This is a genomic window from Pseudomonas sp. ZY71, assembly GCF_036542145.1.
Taxonomy (GTDB): Bacteria; Pseudomonadota; Gammaproteobacteria; order Pseudomonadales; family Pseudomonadaceae; genus Aquipseudomonas; species Aquipseudomonas koreensis_A.
The window spans coordinates 2,593,206-2,612,096 of the sequence record NZ_CP144274.1; the positions used below are offsets into that span (position 1 = coordinate 2,593,206).

General features: G+C 59.8%; 16 protein-coding genes. 8 read left to right on the plus strand and 8 right to left on the minus strand.

Going from position 1 to position 18,891, the window contains the following annotated elements:
* Positions 1 to 52 precede the first annotated feature (52 nt).
* Positions 53 to 1,699: a SulP family inorganic anion transporter gene (locus tag VY732_RS11535; RefSeq protein WP_137217279.1), complete on the plus strand. Its 1,647-nt coding sequence runs from the start codon at positions 53 to 55 to the stop codon at positions 1,697 to 1,699.
* Between the two features lie 204 nt (positions 1,700 to 1,903).
* Here the strand turns inward: VY732_RS11535 and acnB are convergent, their stop codons facing one another.
* On the minus strand, positions 1,904 to 4,513 hold the full coding sequence (gene acnB / locus VY732_RS11540; protein WP_077573399.1) for a bifunctional aconitate hydratase 2/2-methylisocitrate dehydratase: 2,610 nt from the start codon (positions 4,511 to 4,513) through the stop codon (positions 1,904 to 1,906).
* A gap of 468 nt (positions 4,514 to 4,981) precedes the next feature.
* On the opposite strand from acnB, the gene VY732_RS11545 reads away from it, so the two are divergent.
* Positions 4,982 to 5,452, plus strand: coding sequence for a DUF1289 domain-containing protein (locus tag VY732_RS11545; RefSeq protein ID WP_038366489.1), 471 nt, complete (start codon positions 4,982 to 4,984; stop codon positions 5,450 to 5,452).
* A 201-nt stretch (positions 5,453 to 5,653) separates the two neighbouring features.
* Here the strand turns inward: VY732_RS11545 and VY732_RS11550 are convergent, their stop codons facing one another.
* Complete coding sequence (locus VY732_RS11550; RefSeq protein WP_331695446.1) at positions 5,654 to 6,517, minus strand: universal stress protein; 864 nt, start codon at positions 6,515 to 6,517, stop codon at positions 5,654 to 5,656.
* A 159-nt stretch (positions 6,518 to 6,676) separates the two neighbouring features.
* On the opposite strand from VY732_RS11550, the gene VY732_RS11555 reads away from it, so the two are divergent.
* The 3 genes from VY732_RS11555 (at position 6,677) to VY732_RS11565 (ending at position 9,528) form a co-directional block, all read left to right on the plus strand.
* On the plus strand, positions 6,677 to 7,282 hold the full coding sequence (locus VY732_RS11555; protein ID WP_116031199.1) for a tRNA-(ms[2]io[6]A)-hydroxylase: 606 nt from the start codon (positions 6,677 to 6,679) through the stop codon (positions 7,280 to 7,282).
* 251 nt (positions 7,283 to 7,533) lie between these two features.
* Positions 7,534 to 8,241, plus strand: a complete 708-nt coding sequence (locus tag VY732_RS11560; RefSeq protein WP_077573396.1) for a winged helix-turn-helix domain-containing protein — start codon at positions 7,534 to 7,536, stop codon at positions 8,239 to 8,241.
* Complete coding sequence (locus VY732_RS11565; RefSeq protein WP_331695447.1) at positions 8,242 to 9,528, plus strand: ATP-binding protein; 1,287 nt, start codon at positions 8,242 to 8,244, stop codon at positions 9,526 to 9,528.
* A 265-nt stretch (positions 9,529 to 9,793) separates the two neighbouring features.
* Here VY732_RS11565 and VY732_RS11570 read toward each other — a convergent pair whose 3' ends face one another.
* Together VY732_RS11570 and VY732_RS11575 are read right to left on the minus strand one after the other, a co-directional pair.
* On the minus strand, positions 9,794 to 11,986 hold the full coding sequence (locus VY732_RS11570; RefSeq protein WP_331695448.1) for a TonB-dependent siderophore receptor: 2,193 nt from the start codon (positions 11,984 to 11,986) through the stop codon (positions 9,794 to 9,796).
* 227 nt (positions 11,987 to 12,213) lie between these two features.
* Positions 12,214 to 12,702, minus strand: coding sequence for a GFA family protein (locus VY732_RS11575; protein ID WP_331695449.1), 489 nt, complete (start codon positions 12,700 to 12,702; stop codon positions 12,214 to 12,216).
* 137 nt (positions 12,703 to 12,839) lie between these two features.
* Here VY732_RS11575 and glsB point away from each other — a divergent pair, with 137 nt between their 5' ends.
* Both glsB and VY732_RS11585 read left to right on the plus strand, forming a co-directional pair.
* Positions 12,840 to 13,748 carry a glutaminase B gene (glsB, locus tag VY732_RS11580; RefSeq protein ID WP_034152462.1) on the plus strand — a complete coding sequence of 303 codons (909 nt, stop codon included), beginning with the start codon at positions 12,840 to 12,842 and terminating at the stop codon, positions 13,746 to 13,748.
* Positions 13,749 to 13,955: 207 nt separating this feature from the next.
* Positions 13,956 to 15,458 (plus strand): aldehyde dehydrogenase family protein, encoded by a 1,503-nt coding sequence (locus tag VY732_RS11585; RefSeq protein WP_331695450.1) that lies wholly within the window; start codon positions 13,956 to 13,958, stop codon positions 15,456 to 15,458.
* Positions 15,459 to 15,580: 122 nt separating this feature from the next.
* On the opposite strand, the gene VY732_RS11590 is transcribed toward VY732_RS11585, so the two are convergent.
* The 3 genes from VY732_RS11590 to cynS all read right to left on the minus strand — a co-directional run bounded on the left by VY732_RS11590 (position 15,581) and on the right by cynS (position 17,037).
* On the minus strand, positions 15,581 to 16,240 hold the full coding sequence (locus tag VY732_RS11590) for a carbonic anhydrase (RefSeq protein WP_099758674.1): 660 nt from the start codon (positions 16,238 to 16,240) through the stop codon (positions 15,581 to 15,583).
* Between the two features lie 12 nt (positions 16,241 to 16,252).
* Entirely contained in the window at positions 16,253 to 16,489 is a 237-nt protein-coding gene (locus VY732_RS11595; RefSeq protein WP_331695451.1) for a DUF2790 domain-containing protein, read from the minus strand.
* 80 nt (positions 16,490 to 16,569) lie between these two features.
* The gene (gene cynS, locus VY732_RS11600) at positions 16,570 to 17,037 is read right to left on the minus strand and encodes a cyanase (RefSeq protein ID WP_016982959.1); all 468 of its coding nucleotides are present in this window, start codon (positions 17,035 to 17,037) and stop codon (positions 16,570 to 16,572) included.
* Between the two features lie 121 nt (positions 17,038 to 17,158).
* Between cynS and cynR the strand changes: the two genes are divergently transcribed.
* Positions 17,159 to 18,046: a transcriptional regulator CynR gene (gene cynR, locus VY732_RS11605; RefSeq protein ID WP_331695452.1), complete on the plus strand. Its 888-nt coding sequence runs from the start codon at positions 17,159 to 17,161 to the stop codon at positions 18,044 to 18,046.
* 257 nt (positions 18,047 to 18,303) lie between these two features.
* Here cynR and VY732_RS11610 read toward each other — a convergent pair whose 3' ends face one another.
* Positions 18,304 to 18,633, minus strand: a complete 330-nt coding sequence (locus VY732_RS11610) for a hypothetical protein (RefSeq protein ID WP_077573387.1) — start codon at positions 18,631 to 18,633, stop codon at positions 18,304 to 18,306.
* Between the last annotated feature and the right edge of the window lie 258 nt (positions 18,634 to 18,891).

Sequence of the window (18,891 nt, forward strand, 5' to 3'; positions counted from 1 at the left end):
CCGCTGCGCATCACCGATGCGCAGCGGTTTTTTTTCGTCTGGAGACAGTGGATTGTCGAGCCTCGCGCCACCTGTTGCACCCATCAATCGCTGGCAGGACGTGCTCGCCGGCCTGTCCATCGCAGGCCTCTTGCTGCCCGAAGCGGTGGCGTATTCGACCATCGCCGCGCTGGCGCCTCAGGCAGGGGTGATCGCTCTGTTTGCCGGGTTGCTGTGTTATGGGGTGTTCGGCACCAGTCGTTTTGCGATTGTGTCGGCGACGTCCTCGTCGGCCGCAGTGCTGGCGGCCGCGACGGCGACGCTGGCCAATGGTGACACGCAATTGCGCTCGACCCTGGCAGTCGGCCTGGTGTTGGTCACGGGCGGCTTGTTTCTATTGGCCGGGCTCTTTCGTCTGGGCAGTGTCACCGCCTTCATCGCCAAACCGGTTTTACGCGGATTTGCCTTCGGCCTGGCGCTGACGATCATTCTCAAACAGGTCGCCAGCGTGGTCGGCGTGCATCTGACTGACGCCAATCTGGTGCGATTCGCCCCGCAATTGCTTGAACAACTGCCGCAATGGAACTGGCCAGCCGCCGCTGTCGCTGCCGTTGCGCTGGTGTTGCTAGGGTTGTTTTCACGATTCCCTCGGTTACCCGGTGGCTTGCTGGTGGTGGTGATCGGCATCGTCGCCGGGCAATGGCTGAACCTGCCGGCATATGGCGTGAAGATGATCGGCATGATCGACCTCAGCCTCGAAGTGCCCAATTTGCCAGTGCTGCCGTTCGCCGACTGGCTGCGTTTGGGCGAGGTAGGGTTTGCGCTGGTGATGATTCTGTATGCGGAGTCGTATGGCTCGATCAGTGCGTATGCGCTCAAGCATGGCGACCGCGTCACTTCAAACCGCGATCTGCTGGCGCTGGGCGCGTCGAACCTGCTTTCCGGGTTGTTTCATGGCATGCCGGCAGGCGCCGGGTATTCGGCGACTTCGGCGAATGAAGCAGCGGGTGCGACGTCACGCTGGGCCGGCGCGGTGGCAGCACTGGTGGTGTTGATCATCGTGCTGACGGTGTTGCCATGGATTGCCCTGACGCCGGAGCCGATCCTCGCCGCGATTGTCATGCATGCGTTGGGTCGCGGCTTGAGTTTGCAGCCGCTGGGCCGGTATTTCATCTGGCGCCGGGATCGTTTGCTGGTGATCTGCGCAGTCTCTGCCGTGCTGCTATTGGGCGTGCTGGACGGCTTGCTGGTCTCGGTGGCGATCAGTGTGTTGCTGATGCTCAAGCAGATGTCGGCGGCGGACATTCAGGTGCTCGGGCGGATTGATGGTGGGCACGATTTTGTCGATGTGCAGCGTCATCCCATTGCGCAAGCGGAGCCCGGCGTATTGATCATTCGGCCCAGTGAGGCGTTGTTTTTTGCCAACGTTGAACGAATTCTGGGGGCGGCACTACGGCTGATCCGCCATGCAGAGGTGCCAGTGCACACGGTGATTCTGAGTCTTGAAGAGACGCCGGACCTGGATGGCACCAGCATTGAGGCGATGCAGGAGTTTTTCTTGCGGGTGCATCAGGAAGGCAAGCGATTGATTCTGGCGCGGCTCAAGCATGAGGCGCTGACGGTGTTGGACGTTCTGCCAGAAGTACTGGCCAACGGTGTGATCCTCAGCGGTTTGAGCGTCGATGGCGCCGTGCAGAAAGCCCTCAAGCTCAACCCATAACCCTATGGGGGGAAATGCAGTTCTCCTGTCTGGCAAGAATCAAATGTGGGAGCGAGCCTGCTCGCGAAAGCGGTGTGTCAGTCGATGTAACTATTGGATGATGAATCGCTTTCGCGAGCAGGCTCGCACACAGGGTCTATATGTGAAGCATAAAAAAACGCCGCTCATCTCACGATGGGCGGCGTTTTTCATTGCGTTGTAACGTTAGGCTTGAACGACCGGGATGTTGGCGTTCGCAGCAGCTTCACGGAACTCGGCGATCTGGTCGAAGGACAGGTAGCGGTAGATATCGGCCGCCATGCTGTCGATCTTGCCAGCGTATTCCATGTACTCCTCGACGGTCGGCAGGCGACCCAGGATCGAAGCCACGGACGCCAGCTCAGCCGAAGCCAGGTAGACGTTCGCGCCGTCGCCCAGACGGTTCGGGAAGTTACGGGTCGACGTCGACACCACGGTGCTGTTCGGCTCTACACGTGCCTGGTTACCCATGCACAGCGAGCAGCCCGGCATTTCCATGCGTGCACCAGCCTTGCCGTAGATGCCGTAGTAGCCTTCTTCGGTCAGTTGGTGAGCGTCCATCTTGGTCGGCGGCGACAGCCACAGACGGGTTGGCAGCTGACCCTTGACCTGATCCAGCAGTTTACCGGCAGCGCGGAAGTGACCGATGTTGGTCATGCACGAACCGATGAACACTTCGTCGATCTTCTCGCCAGCAACGCTGGACAGCAGACGGGCATCGTCCGGATCGTTCGGCGCGCACAGTACCGGCTCGCTGATGTCGGCCAGATCGATTTCGATGACTTCGGCGTATTCGGCGTCGGCATCGGCTTCCATCAGTTCCGGGTTGGCCACCCAGGCTTCCATCGCTTGAGCACGTCGTTCCAGGGTACGCGCATCGCCGTAGCCTTCGCCGATCATCCAGCGCAGCAGGGTGATGTTGGAGTTCAGGTACTCGGTGATCGACTCTTTCGACAGCTTGATGGTGCAACCGGCAGCCGAACGTTCGGCCGAGGCGTCGGACAGTTCGAACGCCTGCTCCAGGGTCAGACCTTCCAGACCTTCGATTTCCAGGATGCGGCCGGAGAAAGCGTTTTTCTTGCCTTTCTTCTCAACGGTCAGCAGACCGTTCTGGATGGCGAAGTAAGGAATCGCATGAACCAGGTCACGCAGGGTGATGCCAGGTTTCATTTTGCCTTTGAAGCGCACCAGGATCGATTCCGGCATGTCCAGCGGCATAACGCCGGTGGCCGCAGCAAACGCAACCAGACCGGAACCGGCCGGGAACGAGATGCCCATCGGGAAACGGGTGTGCGAGTCACCACCGGTACCGACGGTGTCTGGCAGCAGCATGCGGTTCAGCCACGAGTGGATGATGCCGTCGCCCGGACGCAAGGAAACGCCGCCGCGGGTCATGATGAAGTCAGGCAGGGTGTGGTGGGTAGTCACGTCGATCGGCTTTGGATACGCCGCGGTGTGGCAGAACGACTGCATTACCAGATCAGCGGAGAAGCCCAGGCACGCCAGGTCTTTCAGTTCGTCACGGGTCATTGGACCGGTGGTGTCCTGAGAACCTACGGTGGTCATCTTCGGTTCGCAGTAGGTGCCAGGGCGGATGCCTTTGCCTTCTGCCAGACCGCAAGCCTTGCCGACCATTTTCTGCGCCAGGGTGTAACCCTTGGTACTTTCGATCGGTGCATCAGGCTTCTTGAACAGGTCGAACGCTGGCAGACCCAGTTCGGCGCGAGCCTTCTCGGTCAGGCCGCGGCCGATGATCAGCGGGATACGGCCGCCAGCGCGAACTTCGTCCAACAGCACCGGAGTCTTCATTTCGAAGGTGGTCAGGACTTCGTCGGTGCCGTGTTTGCAGACTTTGCCAGCATGCGGGTACAGGTCGATCACGTCGCCCATGTGCATGTTGGAAACGTCGAACTCGATTGGCAGTGCGCCGGCATCTTCCATGGTGTTGTAGAAGATTGGAGCGATTTTGCTGCCGAAGCAGAAACCGCCAGCGCGCTTGTTCGGCACGTAAGGAACGTCGTCGCCGAAGAACCACAGCACCGAGTTGGTCGCCGATTTACGCGACGAACCGGTACCGACCACGTCACCGACGTAGGCGATCGGGAAGCCTTGACCGCGCATTTCTTCGATCTGCTTCATCGGGCCGATGGCGCCCTGCTGATCAGGAACGATGCCGTCACGGGCCATTTTCAGCATGGCCAGGGCGTGCAGCGGGATGTCTGGACGCGACCAGGCATCTGGAGCAGGGGACAGGTCGTCGGTGTTGGTTTCGCCGGTGACTTTGAAAACGCGCAGGCTGATCTTGTCTTCCAGCGTTGGGCGGTTTTTGAACCACTCGCCGTCAGCCCAGGATTGCAGCACGGCTTTAGCGTGAACGTTGCCGTTCTTGGCTTTCTCCGCGACGTCGTGGAACGCATCGAACATCAGCAGGGTGTGCTTGAGTTGCGCGGCAGCGACTGGCGCCAGCTCGGCGTCGTCCAGCAGGTCAACCAGAGTGACGATGTTGTAGCCGCCCTGCATGGTGCCGAGCAGTTCTACAGCGCGCTTTTTGTCCAGCAGAGGGGAGGAAACTTCGCCCTTGGCCAGTGCAGACAGGAAGCCGGCTTTGACATAAGCCGCTTCGTCCACGCCTGGTGGAATGCGATTGGTGATCAGGTCAACGAGAAATTCTTCTTCGCCAGCCGGAGGGTTTTTCAGCAGCTCGACCAGGCCTGCTGTTTGTTCGGCGTTAAGCGGCTGGGGAACGATACCCAGGGCTGCACGCTCTTCGATATGTTTGCGGTAGGCTTCAAGCACAGTTATTACCCTCATCAGTGGTCCCAAATGGGTGTCCGGGACGCTCATCCCGAAATTGCCGTACTCATGCTCCTCACGACGTTGTGGGTCGTTCGGCCAGAATTACCGGCAATTCCTTACAGAAGCTGCTTTCAAAGTTTTACGCCTGCAGAACGGGGAGCTGATGAGGGTTGGCGCTGGATTTTTCCCCGCTGGAAAAATCCCTCGCCAACACCGCTCTGAAGGAACGACTGTGCTCGTGACGCTTTGAAAACAGCTTCTAACGGACATTGGCGCCTTAAAAGGCTGGCTGATTCTACGGCAAAAAAAATTTAAAGGTAAGTCGCGCTCTATTGGACTTTCGTGGCAATGCGCGCGGCCGGGTCAAACGCGCGGTACGGCTGAGACCCTGATGTTTGAGGGGTGATCAATGGCCGACAAAGGGCTAACATGCCGACCTGTTCCGCGTTTCAGTGTTTTGCCTATCTTATGCCCAATCAGACCATCAAGACCCCTTGCGTCGGCCTCTGCTCCACTGTTTACGGTGATCTGGTGTGCCGTGGCTGCAAGCGTTTCCACCACGAAGTGATCCATTGGAATGGATACAACGAGGAGGAAAAGCGCGCGGTGTGGCTGCGTCTGGAGCAATTGCTGTCACAAGTGATGGCGGGCAAGGTCGAGATTTTCGATTCGGCGCGCCTGCGCGAGCAACTGGAACAGCGCAAGATCCGCTTCGTACCGCATCAGTCGGAATATTGCTGGGCGTATCAGCTGATTGCTCGCGGTGCGCGGGTGATCATTAATCTGGAGGCGTACGGAATGGTGTTGCTGCCGGAGTTTCGTGACTGGAACCTGCCGGAACTGCGCGATGCCATTGATCGGGAATTCTTCCTGCTGTCGGAAGCGCACTATCAGCGCTACATCGCCCCGGGCTTTCTGAAGGACGCCTTCGGCGCCTAGAAGCTTCGCGAGCAGGCTCGCTCCCACACTTGAAATGCGTACCCCTGTAGGAGTGAGCCTGCTCGCGATGAGGCCGGTACATTCAACATAGTCTTCGGCCGATACACCGCCATCGCGAGCAGGCTCACTCCTACATTTGGAATGCGTACCCCTGTGGGAGCGAGCCTGCTCGCGAAGGGGCCGGTTCAGGCACCGCAATTCTTAATGCTTCACCGCCAACTCCACCAGATGATCCTCAACCTCCTGCGGCTTGAGCACCAGCACATCGCTTTCCAGCGCATCCAGAATCACTTCCGCCGTATTCCCGATCAACGCCCCTGACAACCCGGTACGCGCCACCGTGCCAATCACGGTCACTGCCGCCTGCAGCTTGTGCGCCATAAACGGAATCAACACATCCGCCGGGCCTTCCTCGATGTGCAGATGTTCATCATCGACATCGAATTCGGCCTGAAACGCCCGACATTGCTCGCGATAACGCGCCGCGATGGTTTCACTCAGTTGCAGCGTCGGGTCCGCTGCTGACAGCATCGGCGATGGATGTGCGGCGATCACATGCAGATGCGCTTTGGCCAGACTGGCAATGTCGTAGCCATGATCAATGATCGTCGTGTGCAAATGCCGATGTTCGCCATCGGCATTGCCTACGTCCACGGCTGCCAGAATCACCTTGTCCTTCCAGGAACCGGCGGTTTTCACCAGCAGCACCGGGGTAGGGCAGTGGCGCAACAGTTTCCAGTCGGCCGGGGTCAGCAGGGCTTTTTTCAGTGAACTGTCCAGGAAGTGCTGTTTGATCACCAGCCCGCAGCCCTCGGCCTGCTGCACATCGATGATGGTTTCATGCAGGCTCTCGTTCCACGCCTGCTCGGTGGTCACGCTGTAGCCATCGGCCACCAGCGCAGCCTTGAGTACGCCAAGCATGCCGGCATGATCGTGTTTCTTGTCGCACACCAGCAGGTGCAGATGGGCCTGGGTCACGCCCGCGATCAGCTTGGCGCGCTTGAGCGCCAGGCTTTCCGAATGTTCGGGTTCGATGACCACCAGAATGCTGCGAATGGCTTGCATGAGCGGAGTCTCCAGCAAAGAAAAGGCACGGCGTTGCACAACTATAGTTGCTGCTCGATCGTGCGCGACTTGATGCATATCAACGCCAGCCGCTGGTGGTCTGCGGACAGGCCGGTATAATCGGCGCCCTTCGCTCGAACACCTTTTACCGTGAGCCCCATGATCCTTCCCGAAATCCACGAATTCCTTGGCTGCCGCACCCCCGACGCCTGGGTTCAGGCCGCACTGGCCGATCAGGAAACCTTGCTGATCGACCACAAGAACTGCGAGTTCAAGGCCGCCAGCACCGCCCTGAGCCTGATTGCCAAGTACCATTCCCACGTCGACCTGATCAACATGATGTCGCGTCTGGCCCGGGAAGAACTGGTGCACCACGAGCAGGTCATGCGCATCATGAAGCGGCGCAAGATCGAACTGCGCCAGCTCCACGCCGGTCGTTACGCCTCGGGCTTGCGCAAGGTTGTGCGCAGCCACGAGCCGGTGAAACTGGTCGATACGCTGGTGGTCGGCGCGTTTATCGAAGCGCGCAGTTGCGAGCGGTTCGAAGCGCTGGTGCCGCACCTGGACGAAGAACTCGGCAAGTTCTACTTTGGCTTGCTGAAAAGCGAGGCGCGGCATTTTCAGGGTTATCTGAAGCTGGCCTATCAGTACGGTGATGCGAAAGATATTGCTCAGGTCATCGACAAGGTCCGCGCCGCCGAGCAGGAACTGATCGAGTCGCCGGACGAAGAGTTCCGCTTCCACAGCGGTGTGCCTGCCATCTGACGTATCTGTAGGAGCTGCCGCAGGCTGCGATCTTTTGATGTTGTTTTTTAACAGCCAGATCAAAAGATCGCAGCCTGCGGCAGCTCCTGCACGTATGGCGATCATCGGGTGAATGTTAAAAACTCTTAAGAGTATGAAACATCACCGAAAACCGGCCCCAGCGGCCGGTTTTTGCTGTCTGAAGCAAACGCCTTCAGCGCGATTGCCGCCATAATGCCGACCACTTCACACATGGGTGGCAGACGGTCGTTATGGATAACCTGGGTTTTGGCAAAGTCCTGTTGGTGGAAGACGATGAGCGTCTGGCGGCGTTGATCGCGCACTTTCTCGAACAACACGGCTATGAGGTGCGCACCGTGCTGCGCGGCGACCTGGCCGTGGCGGCCTTTCTCGAATTCAAGCCGAAAGTCGTGGTGCTCGACCTGATGCTGCCGGGGCAGAGTGGTTTGCACGTATGCCGCGAGATTCGCAGCGTGTCGGACACGCCGATCGTGATTCTGACCGCCAAGGAAGACGATCTCGACCACATTCTTGGTCTGGAATCCGGCGCCGATGACTACGTGATCAAACCGATCAAGCCGCCGGTGTTGCTGGCCCGGTTGCGAGCGCTGCAACGGCGCCAGGTGCCGGACAGCAATGTGGTCAGTTTTCTCGAGTTCGGCCAGTTGAGCGTTGACCGCAGTTGTCGGGAAGTGCGGCTGGCGGGCGAGGTCATTGAAATGACCACCATGGAATTCGAACTGCTGTGGTTGCTGGCCAGCGCCGCCGGCAAGGTCCTGTCGCGTGACGACATCCTCAATCGCATGCGCGGGATCGCCTTCGACGGCCTCAACCGCAGCGTCGACGTGTACATCAGCAAATTGCGCAACAAACTCAAAGACAATCCCCGCGAGCCTATCTGTATCAAGACCGTGTGGGGCAAGGGTTATCTGTTCAATCCGTTCGCGTGGGAGCTGTAGATGCTGCGGTTATTTCTCGGGCTGTTTCTGGTCATGACGATGGGGCTGGTGCTGGCCTTGCAGACGGTCGAGCGTACCTTCGATGCCTTGCTCGATTACCAGATGCAGGACTACAACCGTGAGGCCGTGCGCGGACAGGCCTGGACGTTGGGTCAGCAATTGCGGGATCTCGACGGCGCGGCCCGGGAAAAGCAGCTGGAAACGATTCGCCCGCATTACGGCTTGGGACTGACGCTGGTCGACGCCTCTGAACTGGCACTGAGCGAAACGGAAAAAGCCGAGCTGGCCAAAGGGCTGCTGGTGATCCGTGATAAATACACCCAGTACATTTCCGCGATTGACGATGGCCCGCAATTACTCAGCATCCGCTTGCCGGCCGAGCCGAGTCTGATGCCGTTCTACATCGCCGGCGCCTACCTGATGATTGCCGTGATGATCGGCATCGTCCTGTTTTTCTGGGTGCGTCCGCACTGGCGTGATCTGGAGAAACTGCGCCTCGCTGCAGAGCGTTTCGGCGATAACGATCTGTCGGTGCGCATCCAATTGTCGAAGCGCTCGAACATCCGCGATCTGGCCGAGCACTTCAACCTGATGGCGGCGCGCATCGAAGGCCTGATCGCCAATCAGCGGGAACTGACCAATGCCGTCTCCCACGAACTGCGCACGCCGATTGCGCGGCTGTCGTTTGAACTCGACCAGCTCAAGCAGCAACCGGATGCCAGTCAGAACCGTGAGCTGATTGCCGATATGTACGCCGACCTCGGTGAGCTCGAGGAAATGGTCTCGGAACTGTTGACCTACGCCAGCCTCGAGCGCGGTGCAACGGTGATCAAACGCGAAAACATTCAGGCTGCCAATTGGCTCGACAGTGTGGTCGGCAGCGTCGCGCTAGAAGCCGAAGCGGCGGGGGTGCAGCTGCTGATCGGTGATTGCCGGCTCGACACCGTGCGTATCGAGCCGCGATTCATGGCGCGAGCGGTGATCAATCTGCTGCGCAACGCGATTCGCTACGCCGAGCAGCGGGTTGAAGTGACGCTGGTGCGCACGGGTGATTATTACGAAGTGCGGGTCAACGACGATGGGCCGGGCGTGCCGGTGCACGGGCGGGAGAAGATCTTCGAGCCGTTTTCGCGGCTGGATGCCAGTCGGGATCGGCGTACGGGTGGGTTTGGTTTGGGGCTGGCGTTGGTGCGCCGGGTCTCACAGTCCCATGGCGGGCAGGTTGAGGTGGGGGATTCGGCTTGGGGTGGGGCGTCGTTCCGGATGACCTGGGCGCATCTGGATTAATGCTGTGATCTGTGCCGGCCTCTTCGCGAGCAGGCTCGCTCCCACAGTGATCTGCGGCGTTCACAAATCCAATGTGGGAGCGAGCCTGCTCGCGAAGGGGTCAGTCCAATCAGCATTTTTGCGGCTGACCCACCGCTATCGCGAGCAGGCTCACTCCTACAGGATCTTGTGTCTTGCTCAAAATTTGTAGGCGACGCAGACCCCCCTGTAGGAGTGAGCCTGCTCGCGATAGGGCCATCCATGGCGCCGCTATTTCAGCCCAGAATCAAAAATCCCACTTGGTCGTCAGCATCAAATTGCGCGGCTCTCCGTAGAACGTAGTGTCGAAGTTGCCCAGACCCGTCAGGTAGCGCTTGTCGAACACGTTGTTGGCGTTGACCGTGAAGCTCAGGTGTTCGTTGTACTGATAGCGGCTCATCAGGTCGACGAGGGTGTAGCCGCCCTGTTTGATCCGCGTGTAGTCGCCGGCCGGGGCGCTGTAGATCTTTCCGTAGAACGCGCTCTGCCAGCTCACGCCGCCACCGACAGTGACCTTGTCGAGCACGCCGGGCAAACGGTAGGTGGTGAAGGTACGCACCGTGTGCTCGGGTTTGGTGGTCGACAACGGATAACCGAACATGCGCTGCTCATCGGCATCACGGGTGCGCGCGTAGGTGTAACCGGCGGAGACGTTCCAGCCTTCGGCCAGTTCGCCGGCCAGTTCCAGTTCCACGCCTTTGGTGGTGGCGCCGTCGATGGCTTTGTAGATGCCTTCGTTGGTCACCGCGTTGGTACCGATCGACTCGGCAACGCCGTCCTGCTCGATGCGGAAAAACGCCAGGCTAGCATTGAGGCGACCGTCGAAATACGCCGCTTTCAAACCGGTTTCATAGCTGTCGCCCTCGACCGGCGCAAGCGTTGAGCCGTTGGCGTCCTTGTAGGTCTGCGGCTGATAAATACTGGTGTAACTGGCATACAGCGAGTAGGTGTCGTCGAGGTCATAAATCACCCCGGCGTACGGCGTAACAACACCGTGTTCCTTGTAACTGGTGCGGGTGTCGTCGAGGCCGGCGCCGGGGTTGTAGCGGTAGTCTTCGCTGTATTTGAAGGTGCTCAAGCGGCTGCCGAGAATCACCGAGAGATCGTCGGTCGGGCGCAGGCGCGTGGCCAGGTAAATGCCGTTCTGGCTCTGGGTGCGCTCGTACTTGCCGTTCTTCGGGAAATCCTGTTTCGGCAGATTGCCGTCCCAGTCGTAGATGCTCCCCGGCACTTCGGAAAACGCACTGCTGTCGTAGGTCGCGCCAGTCTGTCGCGAGTGCGAGGTCATGACCCCAGCGATCAGTTCATGCTCGCGACCACCGAGGGTGAAAGGGCCTGAGACGTTGACGTCAGCGGTGTTCTGCACGCGGTGACCTTCCCAGCGTCCCCAGTACATGAACATGCCTTCGCCGCTGGCGCGGTTCGGATTGCCACCGCTGGCCGAAGCGAGGCGGGTGTCGTGATCGGTGGTTTTCTGGTCGAGGCTGACCTTGAATTTCCAGTCATTGGCCAACGCCTGTTCCAAGGAGGCGAAGTAGGTGATGTTGTCGAAATCGCGGCGGCTCCAGTCCGCGGCGGAGTTGAAGTGACGGCCGAAATCAGTGCGCCCGCCATCGGCGAAATACACCGGGTTGCCGGTCCACGAAGAGCCGCGTGGCGTTGTACTGGATTTGTCGACGCCGAAGGTCAGCAGGGTGTCGTCGCTCAGGTCGGCTTCGAGGATGCCGTAGAACAGGTCTTTGCGCTGGCTGTAGTGATCCAGATAGGAATTCTGATCGGAATAGGCACCGACGAAACGTCCGCGCACGTTGCCCGATTCGGTCAGCGAACCGGAAATATCACCGACGGTGCGGTAGGCATCCCACGAACCAACGGTGCCGCTGATCGAAGCTTTGAACTCTTTGGTCGGCTTCTTGCGGATCAGGTTGACCGTGGCCGACGGGTCGCCGGAGCCGGTCATCAGGCCAGTCGCGCCTTTGATAATTTCAATGCGGTCGATGCTGGCGGCGTCGTCGCCGTTGTTCGGGTTCTCGCCGTACACGCCGTCGTATGGAATGTTGACGCCGTCGTACTGGAAGTTGGTGATCGCCAGACCGCGCGCGGAAAATTCGGTGCGGTCGCTGTCGTACTTCTGCATGGAAATGCCGGGGGTATTGCGCAGCGCATCACCGACACTTTGTACGCCGCGATCGTCCATTTGCTGGCGAGTGATGACCGTCACCGATTGCGGGGTTTCGCGGATCGAAAGTGGCAGGCCGGTAGCCGAGGACATCGCGCCGGTGGTGTAGGAGCGGGTGTCTTCGGTAGTGGCGCCGAGGCCTTGGGCGGAAATGTTGGTGGCGCCCAGTTGCAAGGTCTGGTCGGTTTTTTCAGCGGCGTTGGCAGAAATGCTCAGCAAGGCCAGTGCCAGCGGGCACAGGGCGAAACGGACGTGCGACATGGAGATCCCTTTGCATCGAATCGATCGGTAGTTGAAGTGCTTCTGGGGGTTAACCGAACGAACAACGCAAAGGGGAACTGCTGGAACAAAAAATAGTGAAGCAGTGGCGATCCCCTGTAGGCCTTCGCCTGCTCGCGATAGCGGTCTATCAGTTGACATTGTTGTTGTCTGACACACCGCTATCGCGAGCAGGCTCACTCCTACAGGGGTAGGCTGCAGTTGCGAGGTCAGCGGGTCAAACCGAGGCGCTCATGCCATTGGGCAATGGACTCTTCGGGGTAGACGTCGAACTGTTGGTCTTTGGTTTTGGCCTCGACTTCGACCCAGGTTGCTTTCGAACCGAGCATCAGATGCGTGTGCTCCGGCGGTACCGGCAACGGTGTGTCGATGGCCGAGGCGAACGGGTGGATCAGCTCCGGCCACTCCGGGCTGAACAGCCACAAGCCGCTGCCGCACAGTGAACAGAAATGCCGCTCAGCGCTGCTGCGATGGGCGCGTTTGTCGCCCTCGTCTTTCATCTTCGCGTGATAGACGCTGATATGTTTGCGCCCGCGTACCTTGAGGCTGGTCGCATCGCCGCCGAGGTTGATCGCATAACCGCCACCGCCCTGGGTCTTGCGGCAGATCGAGCAATAGCAGCGTTGATAAGGGTATGGGTGGGCGCTGGTAAGGCTGAACGTGACCTCGCCGCAATGGCAGGAGCCTTCAAGATGCATGGGAGCTCTCCCGTTTTGAATGTGCGGTTGAGCCTAGAACATTCAGTGCGATGCAGGCCGGTGTGATTCGACGGGCGGGCGCAGCGTCTAGCCCCAGTGTCCCCGCAATCCCATGGGGCGAGACTTCGGAACCCGGCATGCAAGCGCTGTTGAACGAGATTCTTGACGCTGTCCGCCCGCTGATCGGGCAGGGCAAGGTGGCTGACTACATTCCCGCCCTCGGCACGGTGCCGGCCAATCAGCTGGGCATCGCCGTGTACGGCAACGACGGCGAGATGTACTGCGCCGGTGACGCCGAGACACCGTTCTCGGTGCAGAGTATTTCCAAGGTGTTCAGCCTGGTGCAGGCGATCGATCATTCCGGCGAAGCGATCTGGGAACGCCTCGGTCACGAGCCGTCCGGGCAACCGTTCAACTCGCTGGTGCAGCTGGAATTCGAGCGCGGTCGGCCACGCAATCCGTTCATCAACGCGGGCGCGCTGGTGATCTGCGACATCAACCAGTCGCGCTTTGCCGCGCCGACCCTGTCGATGCGCGATTTCGTCCGGCGCCTGTCCGGCAATCCGCAGATCATGATCGACGGCAAAGTCGCCGACTCCGAATACCAGCACCGCGCGCGCAATGCGGCGATGGCGTATCTGATGCAGTCGTTCGGCAACTTTCACAACGACGTCGAAGCGGTGCTGCGCAGCTATTTCAGCCACTGCGCGTTGCGCATGAACTGCATCGATCTGGCGCGGGCGTTCTGCTTTCTGGCCAACGACGGTTTCTGCAAACACAGCGGCGAACAGATCCTCACACGTCGGCAAACCCAGCAGGTCAACTCGATCATGGCCACCAGCGGGCTGTATGACGAAGCGGGCAACTTCGCTTACCGCGTTGGCTTGCCGGGCAAGAGCGGCGTCGGTGGCGGGATTGTCGCGGTGGTGCCGGGGCAGTTCACGGTGTGCGTGTGGTCGCCGGAGTTGAATGCAGCGGGGAATTCGCTGGCGGGGATGGCGGCACTGGAGATGCTCAGTTCGCGGATTGGCTGGTCAGTCTTTTGACCCAATCCGCCAAACACCGCAAAACCTTGTGGGAGCGAGCCTGCTCGCGAAGGCGTCAGGTCAGCCAACATTGATGTATCAGATCCACCGCTTTCGCGAGCAGGCTCGCTCCCACAGGATGTTGTTGTCCACAAGGGTTTTGTGTTGCCTGTGGGGAGGCTGTTCCTATACATTTTCCGGCCGCTCCCTGCATGGTGAATTCGCTTCATGTCTCTCGCGCTCGAACGTCTAGTCGCTGGCACGCCGATCCCTTTCGCTGGTAACCGCGTCACCGTGGTCAGCCCCGAACTGGCCGCGCGGTTTCAGCCCGGTGACCACCTGTTGGTGGAGCAGGTCAGTGGCGAGTTGTTGTTGATCCCCGTGGCGGATCAGCAGGCGGCGTCCGTGGCCATCGAACGCGCGGCAGCGGCATTCACCGCACTGTCGGCGGTGTCCGATGAGGCCATCAGCCAGTTCTTCGACTTGTTCGCACAACGTCTGGAAACCCCGGACTGCTGGGCGCACATCGAAACCGCCAACCTTGCCGATATCGAACGGGCCAAGGCGCGCGGCCGCTCGACCACCCGTTTGCTCGCCGATGGGCGCATGCGCGACGACATGATCGCCGGCCTGCGTGCCTGGCGCGATGCCGCCGCCACGCGCGGCAAAGTCATCAGCAGCGTCGAGCACGACGGCTGGAAGGTTGAGCAGGTGGTCTCGCCGTTGGGCATTGTCGCGTTTGTCTTTGAAGGTCGGCCGAACGTGTTCGCCGACGCGGCGGGTGTCTTGCGCACCGGCAACACCGCCGTGCTGCGTATCGGCAGCGATGCCTTGGGCACCGCGCAAGCCATCGTTACTCACGCACTGAACCCGGCGCTGGCTGATGCAGGTCTGCCGGCCGGCGCGGTGTCGTTGGTGGAAAGCGTCAATCACGCCGCCGGTTGGGCGATGTTTGCTGACCGACGTTTGTCGCTGGCGGTGGCGCGTGGTTCGGGTCGTGCGGTCAGTCAGTTGGGCAGCATTGCCCAGCAGGCTGGCACCGCCGTCAGCCTGCACGGTACGGGTGGCGCATGGTTGATCGCCGATCGTGCTGCCGATGCCACACGCTTTGCCGCCGTGGTGCGCAACTCGCTGGACCGCAAAGTGTGCAACACCCTCAACGTCTGTCTGATCCAGCGTGATCGCGCGGCGGAACTGGTGCCGTTGTTTCTTGATGCATTGCAGCAGGCCGGCACCGCGCGTGGGCAGGGCTGCAAATTGCACATCGTCGAAGGCAGCGAAGGCTGCTTGCCGAGTGAGTGGCAGAACGCGACGGTCGAGGTCTATCGCGCTGAGGGTTATCAGACTGAAGCACTGGCTGAGCCCTTGGCGGAATCCGCATTGGGTCGCGAGTGGGAATGGGAAGAAACCCCGGAAGTCAGCCTGATGATTGTCGACGATCTGGATCAGGCGATTGCGCTGTTCAATCGCTACAGCCCGCAATTTACCGTGTCGTTGATCAGTGAGGATCCAGCCGTACAAGAGCGTTTTTACAACGCGGTGAATGCGCCGTTTGTGGGCAATGGCATTACCCGTTGGGTCGATGGGCAGTACGCGCTGAACAAGCCGGAGTTGGGGCTTTCGAACTGGGAGAGTGGGCGCTTGTTTGCGCGCAGTGCGATTCTTTCGGGGGATGGCGTGTTCACTGTGCGCAGCCGCATGACCCAGATCGATCTCACGGTAAAACGCTGATCTGGCGGACAATGATCGTTCCCACGCTCCAGCCTGGGAACGCAGCCAGTGACGCTCCGCGTCACTGGACGCAGAGCGTCCCTTGAGGCATTCCCACGCAGAGCGCGGGAACGATCAGTTGCTCAGGCCGCGTGGGTGGTTTGTGCATGGATCGCGCAAGTCGCCGGTTGCTCGGCCAGTGGCACGAACGTGCGGCGGTCGGCGGACAGCGCATCGATCGAGCCGGTCTCGATGTCATACACCCAGCCATGCAGATTCAGCAGGCCTTTTTCCTGGGCCAGACGCACGCTCGGGTGGGTCTGGATATTCGCCAGTTGCGCGATCACGTTCTCGCGCACCATCGAACTCAACTTCGCCGCGTCATTGGCATGTGGCCGCGCTTCGTTAACCACTTTCGCCGACTCTGCATGCTGCAGCCAGCCACTGACGGCGGGCAGGTGATCCATGCATTTGCACTTCGCGATCGCGGTCATCGCACCGCAGTCCGAATGCCCGCAGATGACAATGTCGGTCACGCCAAGCACCGCCACCGCGTACTCCACCGTCGCCGAAACGCCACCCGGATGCGGGCTATACGAAGGGACGATATTGCCGGCATTGCGAATCACAAACAGTTCGCCAGGTTCTTGCTGGGTCAGCAATTCCGGCACGACACGGCTGTCGGAACAGGTGATGAACAAGGTGCCGGGCTGTTGCGTGGTCGCCAGGTGTTTGAACAGTTCGGTGCGTTGCGGGAACGCTTCGTTCTGGAATTTCAGGAAGCCATCAATCAGGTTTTTCATGGTGTTGTCCTCTCAGTTCGAGCAACCGCTGCCGAATTCGCTGTATTGAAGAATGTGTTTGCCGCCGTGGCTGTCCAGATACGTCATCTCCACCGGCACCACGCCACACACGTCGGCAACCGGGGTAATGCTCAGCACTTGGGCGATATCCAGTGGCATGCCGTAGCGGTAGGCGACGGCCTCGTCAGCGGCAGATGCCTGGGCGCAAACGCCGCCGAGCAGGGCCAGAATCAACAGAATTTTTTGCATGGGGCAGCCTCCAGATGTGTTGGTGACGGGTAGCCATTTGGGATGGGTTGACCCGCACGCAGGGTGCGGGCCGGTGCGGATCAGAACGGACGCAGGGGCAGGAATTTGCCGTCGAGGGTGACCACGGCGCGGGAGCCGCCTTCCGGGTCTTCGACTTTCTTGATGTCGAGCTTGAAGTTGATCGCGCTGATGATGCCGTCGCCGAATTGCTCGTGAACCAGCGCTTTGAGGGTGGTGCCGTAGATCTGGATCATCTCGTGGAAGCGGTAGATGGTCGGGTCGGTCGGCACGCCGCTGAGGCTGCCACGCAGGGGGATGATCTGCATCGCCGCGACGTCTTCAGCGCTCAGTTCAAGCTTGTCGCCGACCACTTGGGCGGCGTTTTCTGGCAGCGGGTGTTGGCCAAGCAGGGCTGCGGTGACGTACGCCAGGCTCAGGCCGGTGCCGTCGGCCAGATCCTGCCACGACAGATCTTTGCGTGCCTTGGCGTCGAGAACGCGGGTGGTCAGGGCCAGGCTGGTGTCGTTGTAGGCGTGGGACTGTTGCATGGTGTCACTCCTTTCAGGGGTTGGCTTGCTGTGTGGGATCGATCTTCTACCGATTCATCCATAGCGTCCAAGATCGATATACAATGCTTGGCATAAGTCCTGCCTATAGATGGTGATTCCCATGCTGCTGCGACATTTGCGTTATCTGCTGGCCGTAGCCGATCACGGCGGCTTCACCCGTGCCGCCGAGGCGTTGCATGTGTCGCAGCCAACCCTGTCGCAGCAGATTCGCCAACTGGAGGAAACCCTGGGGGTGAGCCTGTTCGATCGCACTTCGCGTACGGTCAAACCGACGGACGCCGGCGAGGCTTACATCGAATGTGCGCGGCGGGTGTTGGTCGAACTGGAGGCGGGCAAGCGCGCGTTGCATGACGTGAAGGATCTGTCTCGGGGGACGTTGCGTCTGGCGATGACGCCGACATTCATGGCGTATCTGGTCGGGCCGTTGGTGCGCGACTTTGCCGCGCGGTACCCGGGGATTCATTTGCAGATTTTCGAGTTGTCGATGGACGACATCGAGGCGGGGCTGGCGGATGACTCGCTGGATATTGCGATTGCGTTTACGCCGGTGCGCAGCGCCGATATCGAGTGTATTCCGGCGTTTATCGAAACGTTGGGGATCATGGTCGGGCGGGAGCATCCGTTGTATGACAGTGTGGCGGTGCTGACACCGGAGGATATCGCTTCACTGGATTTCGCCTTGCTGGCGCCGGACTTCATCACGCGGTTATCGGTGGACGAGTATTTCCGTCAGCAGGGGATTACGCCGCAGGTGCGGATCGAGGTGAACTCGGTGAGTACGTTGCTGGAAGTGGTGCGGCATTCGCCGCTGGCGACGATGTTGCCGGAAGCGATTGCGACGGAGGATCGGGCGTTGCGCAGGTTGCGCGTGGAGAGTGATGCGCCGCAGCGTGGGGCGGCGTTGTTGCGGCGGCGCAATAATTATCACAGTGCGGCGGCGGTGGCGTTTGTGGAATTGGTGTTGGACATGGGAAGCCCCTCACCCTAACCCTCTCCCAGAGGGAGAGGGGACTGACCGCGAGATGTTGAAGAAATACGCCGACCTGGGAGTCTTTTGCTGAATCCATAATCAACTCGGTGTTCCGGGTTGACGAATGACTTGAGATCACTCGGTCGGCTCCCTCTCCCTCGGGAGAGGGCTGGGGTGAGGGGCTACAATTCCAGTCACGCCAAATCAATGCAAGCGAACAAAAAAAGGCCTGCTTCCTTTAAGGAAGCAGGCCTTTCAATTATTTAATGACTAACTCAGCAGAACCGATCAATCACCCGAACTTCATTGTTGTTCTGCATCGAACCCCACGCCTGTTTCAGCGTTTGCAGAACATTACCGATGAAGTCCTTGTCGGCCGCGGCTTTCTTGCCAACATAACCGTGGCCGCGACGGTACATCTTCAGGCGGGCCAGCAGGTTCTGATGGTTGCGGTCGAACTCTTCTTCGCCAGCATGAGGCGCCAGGCAGTCGATATGCACCTGCCCCGACTTGCTGATCCACAGAATATGGCTGTCATGGCTGTCTTTCTGCGCAGCGAACATACGAGCCAATTCTTCGATAGTTGGTTGATTGTTCAGATTCATGATATTGCCCCTTGACCAGTCTGGTGATCTTTCAAAGTTGATTCGCTAATACAGGTAGCCCATCGGTTAGTTGATCCCTGGCACCGAAACCAGGACGTCAGCGCTCGCCCGTGGACAGTACGGGGTCGTGCATCTGTTGCATGTAGTCGTGTTGAATAACTGCTACGCAATAGCGTCACAACGAGGAGAAGCAGCGAAAACCGGGAGGCTCCTTGACGACATTTTCAGTGTCGACCACAAGCGTCTTGAGAATTTTCG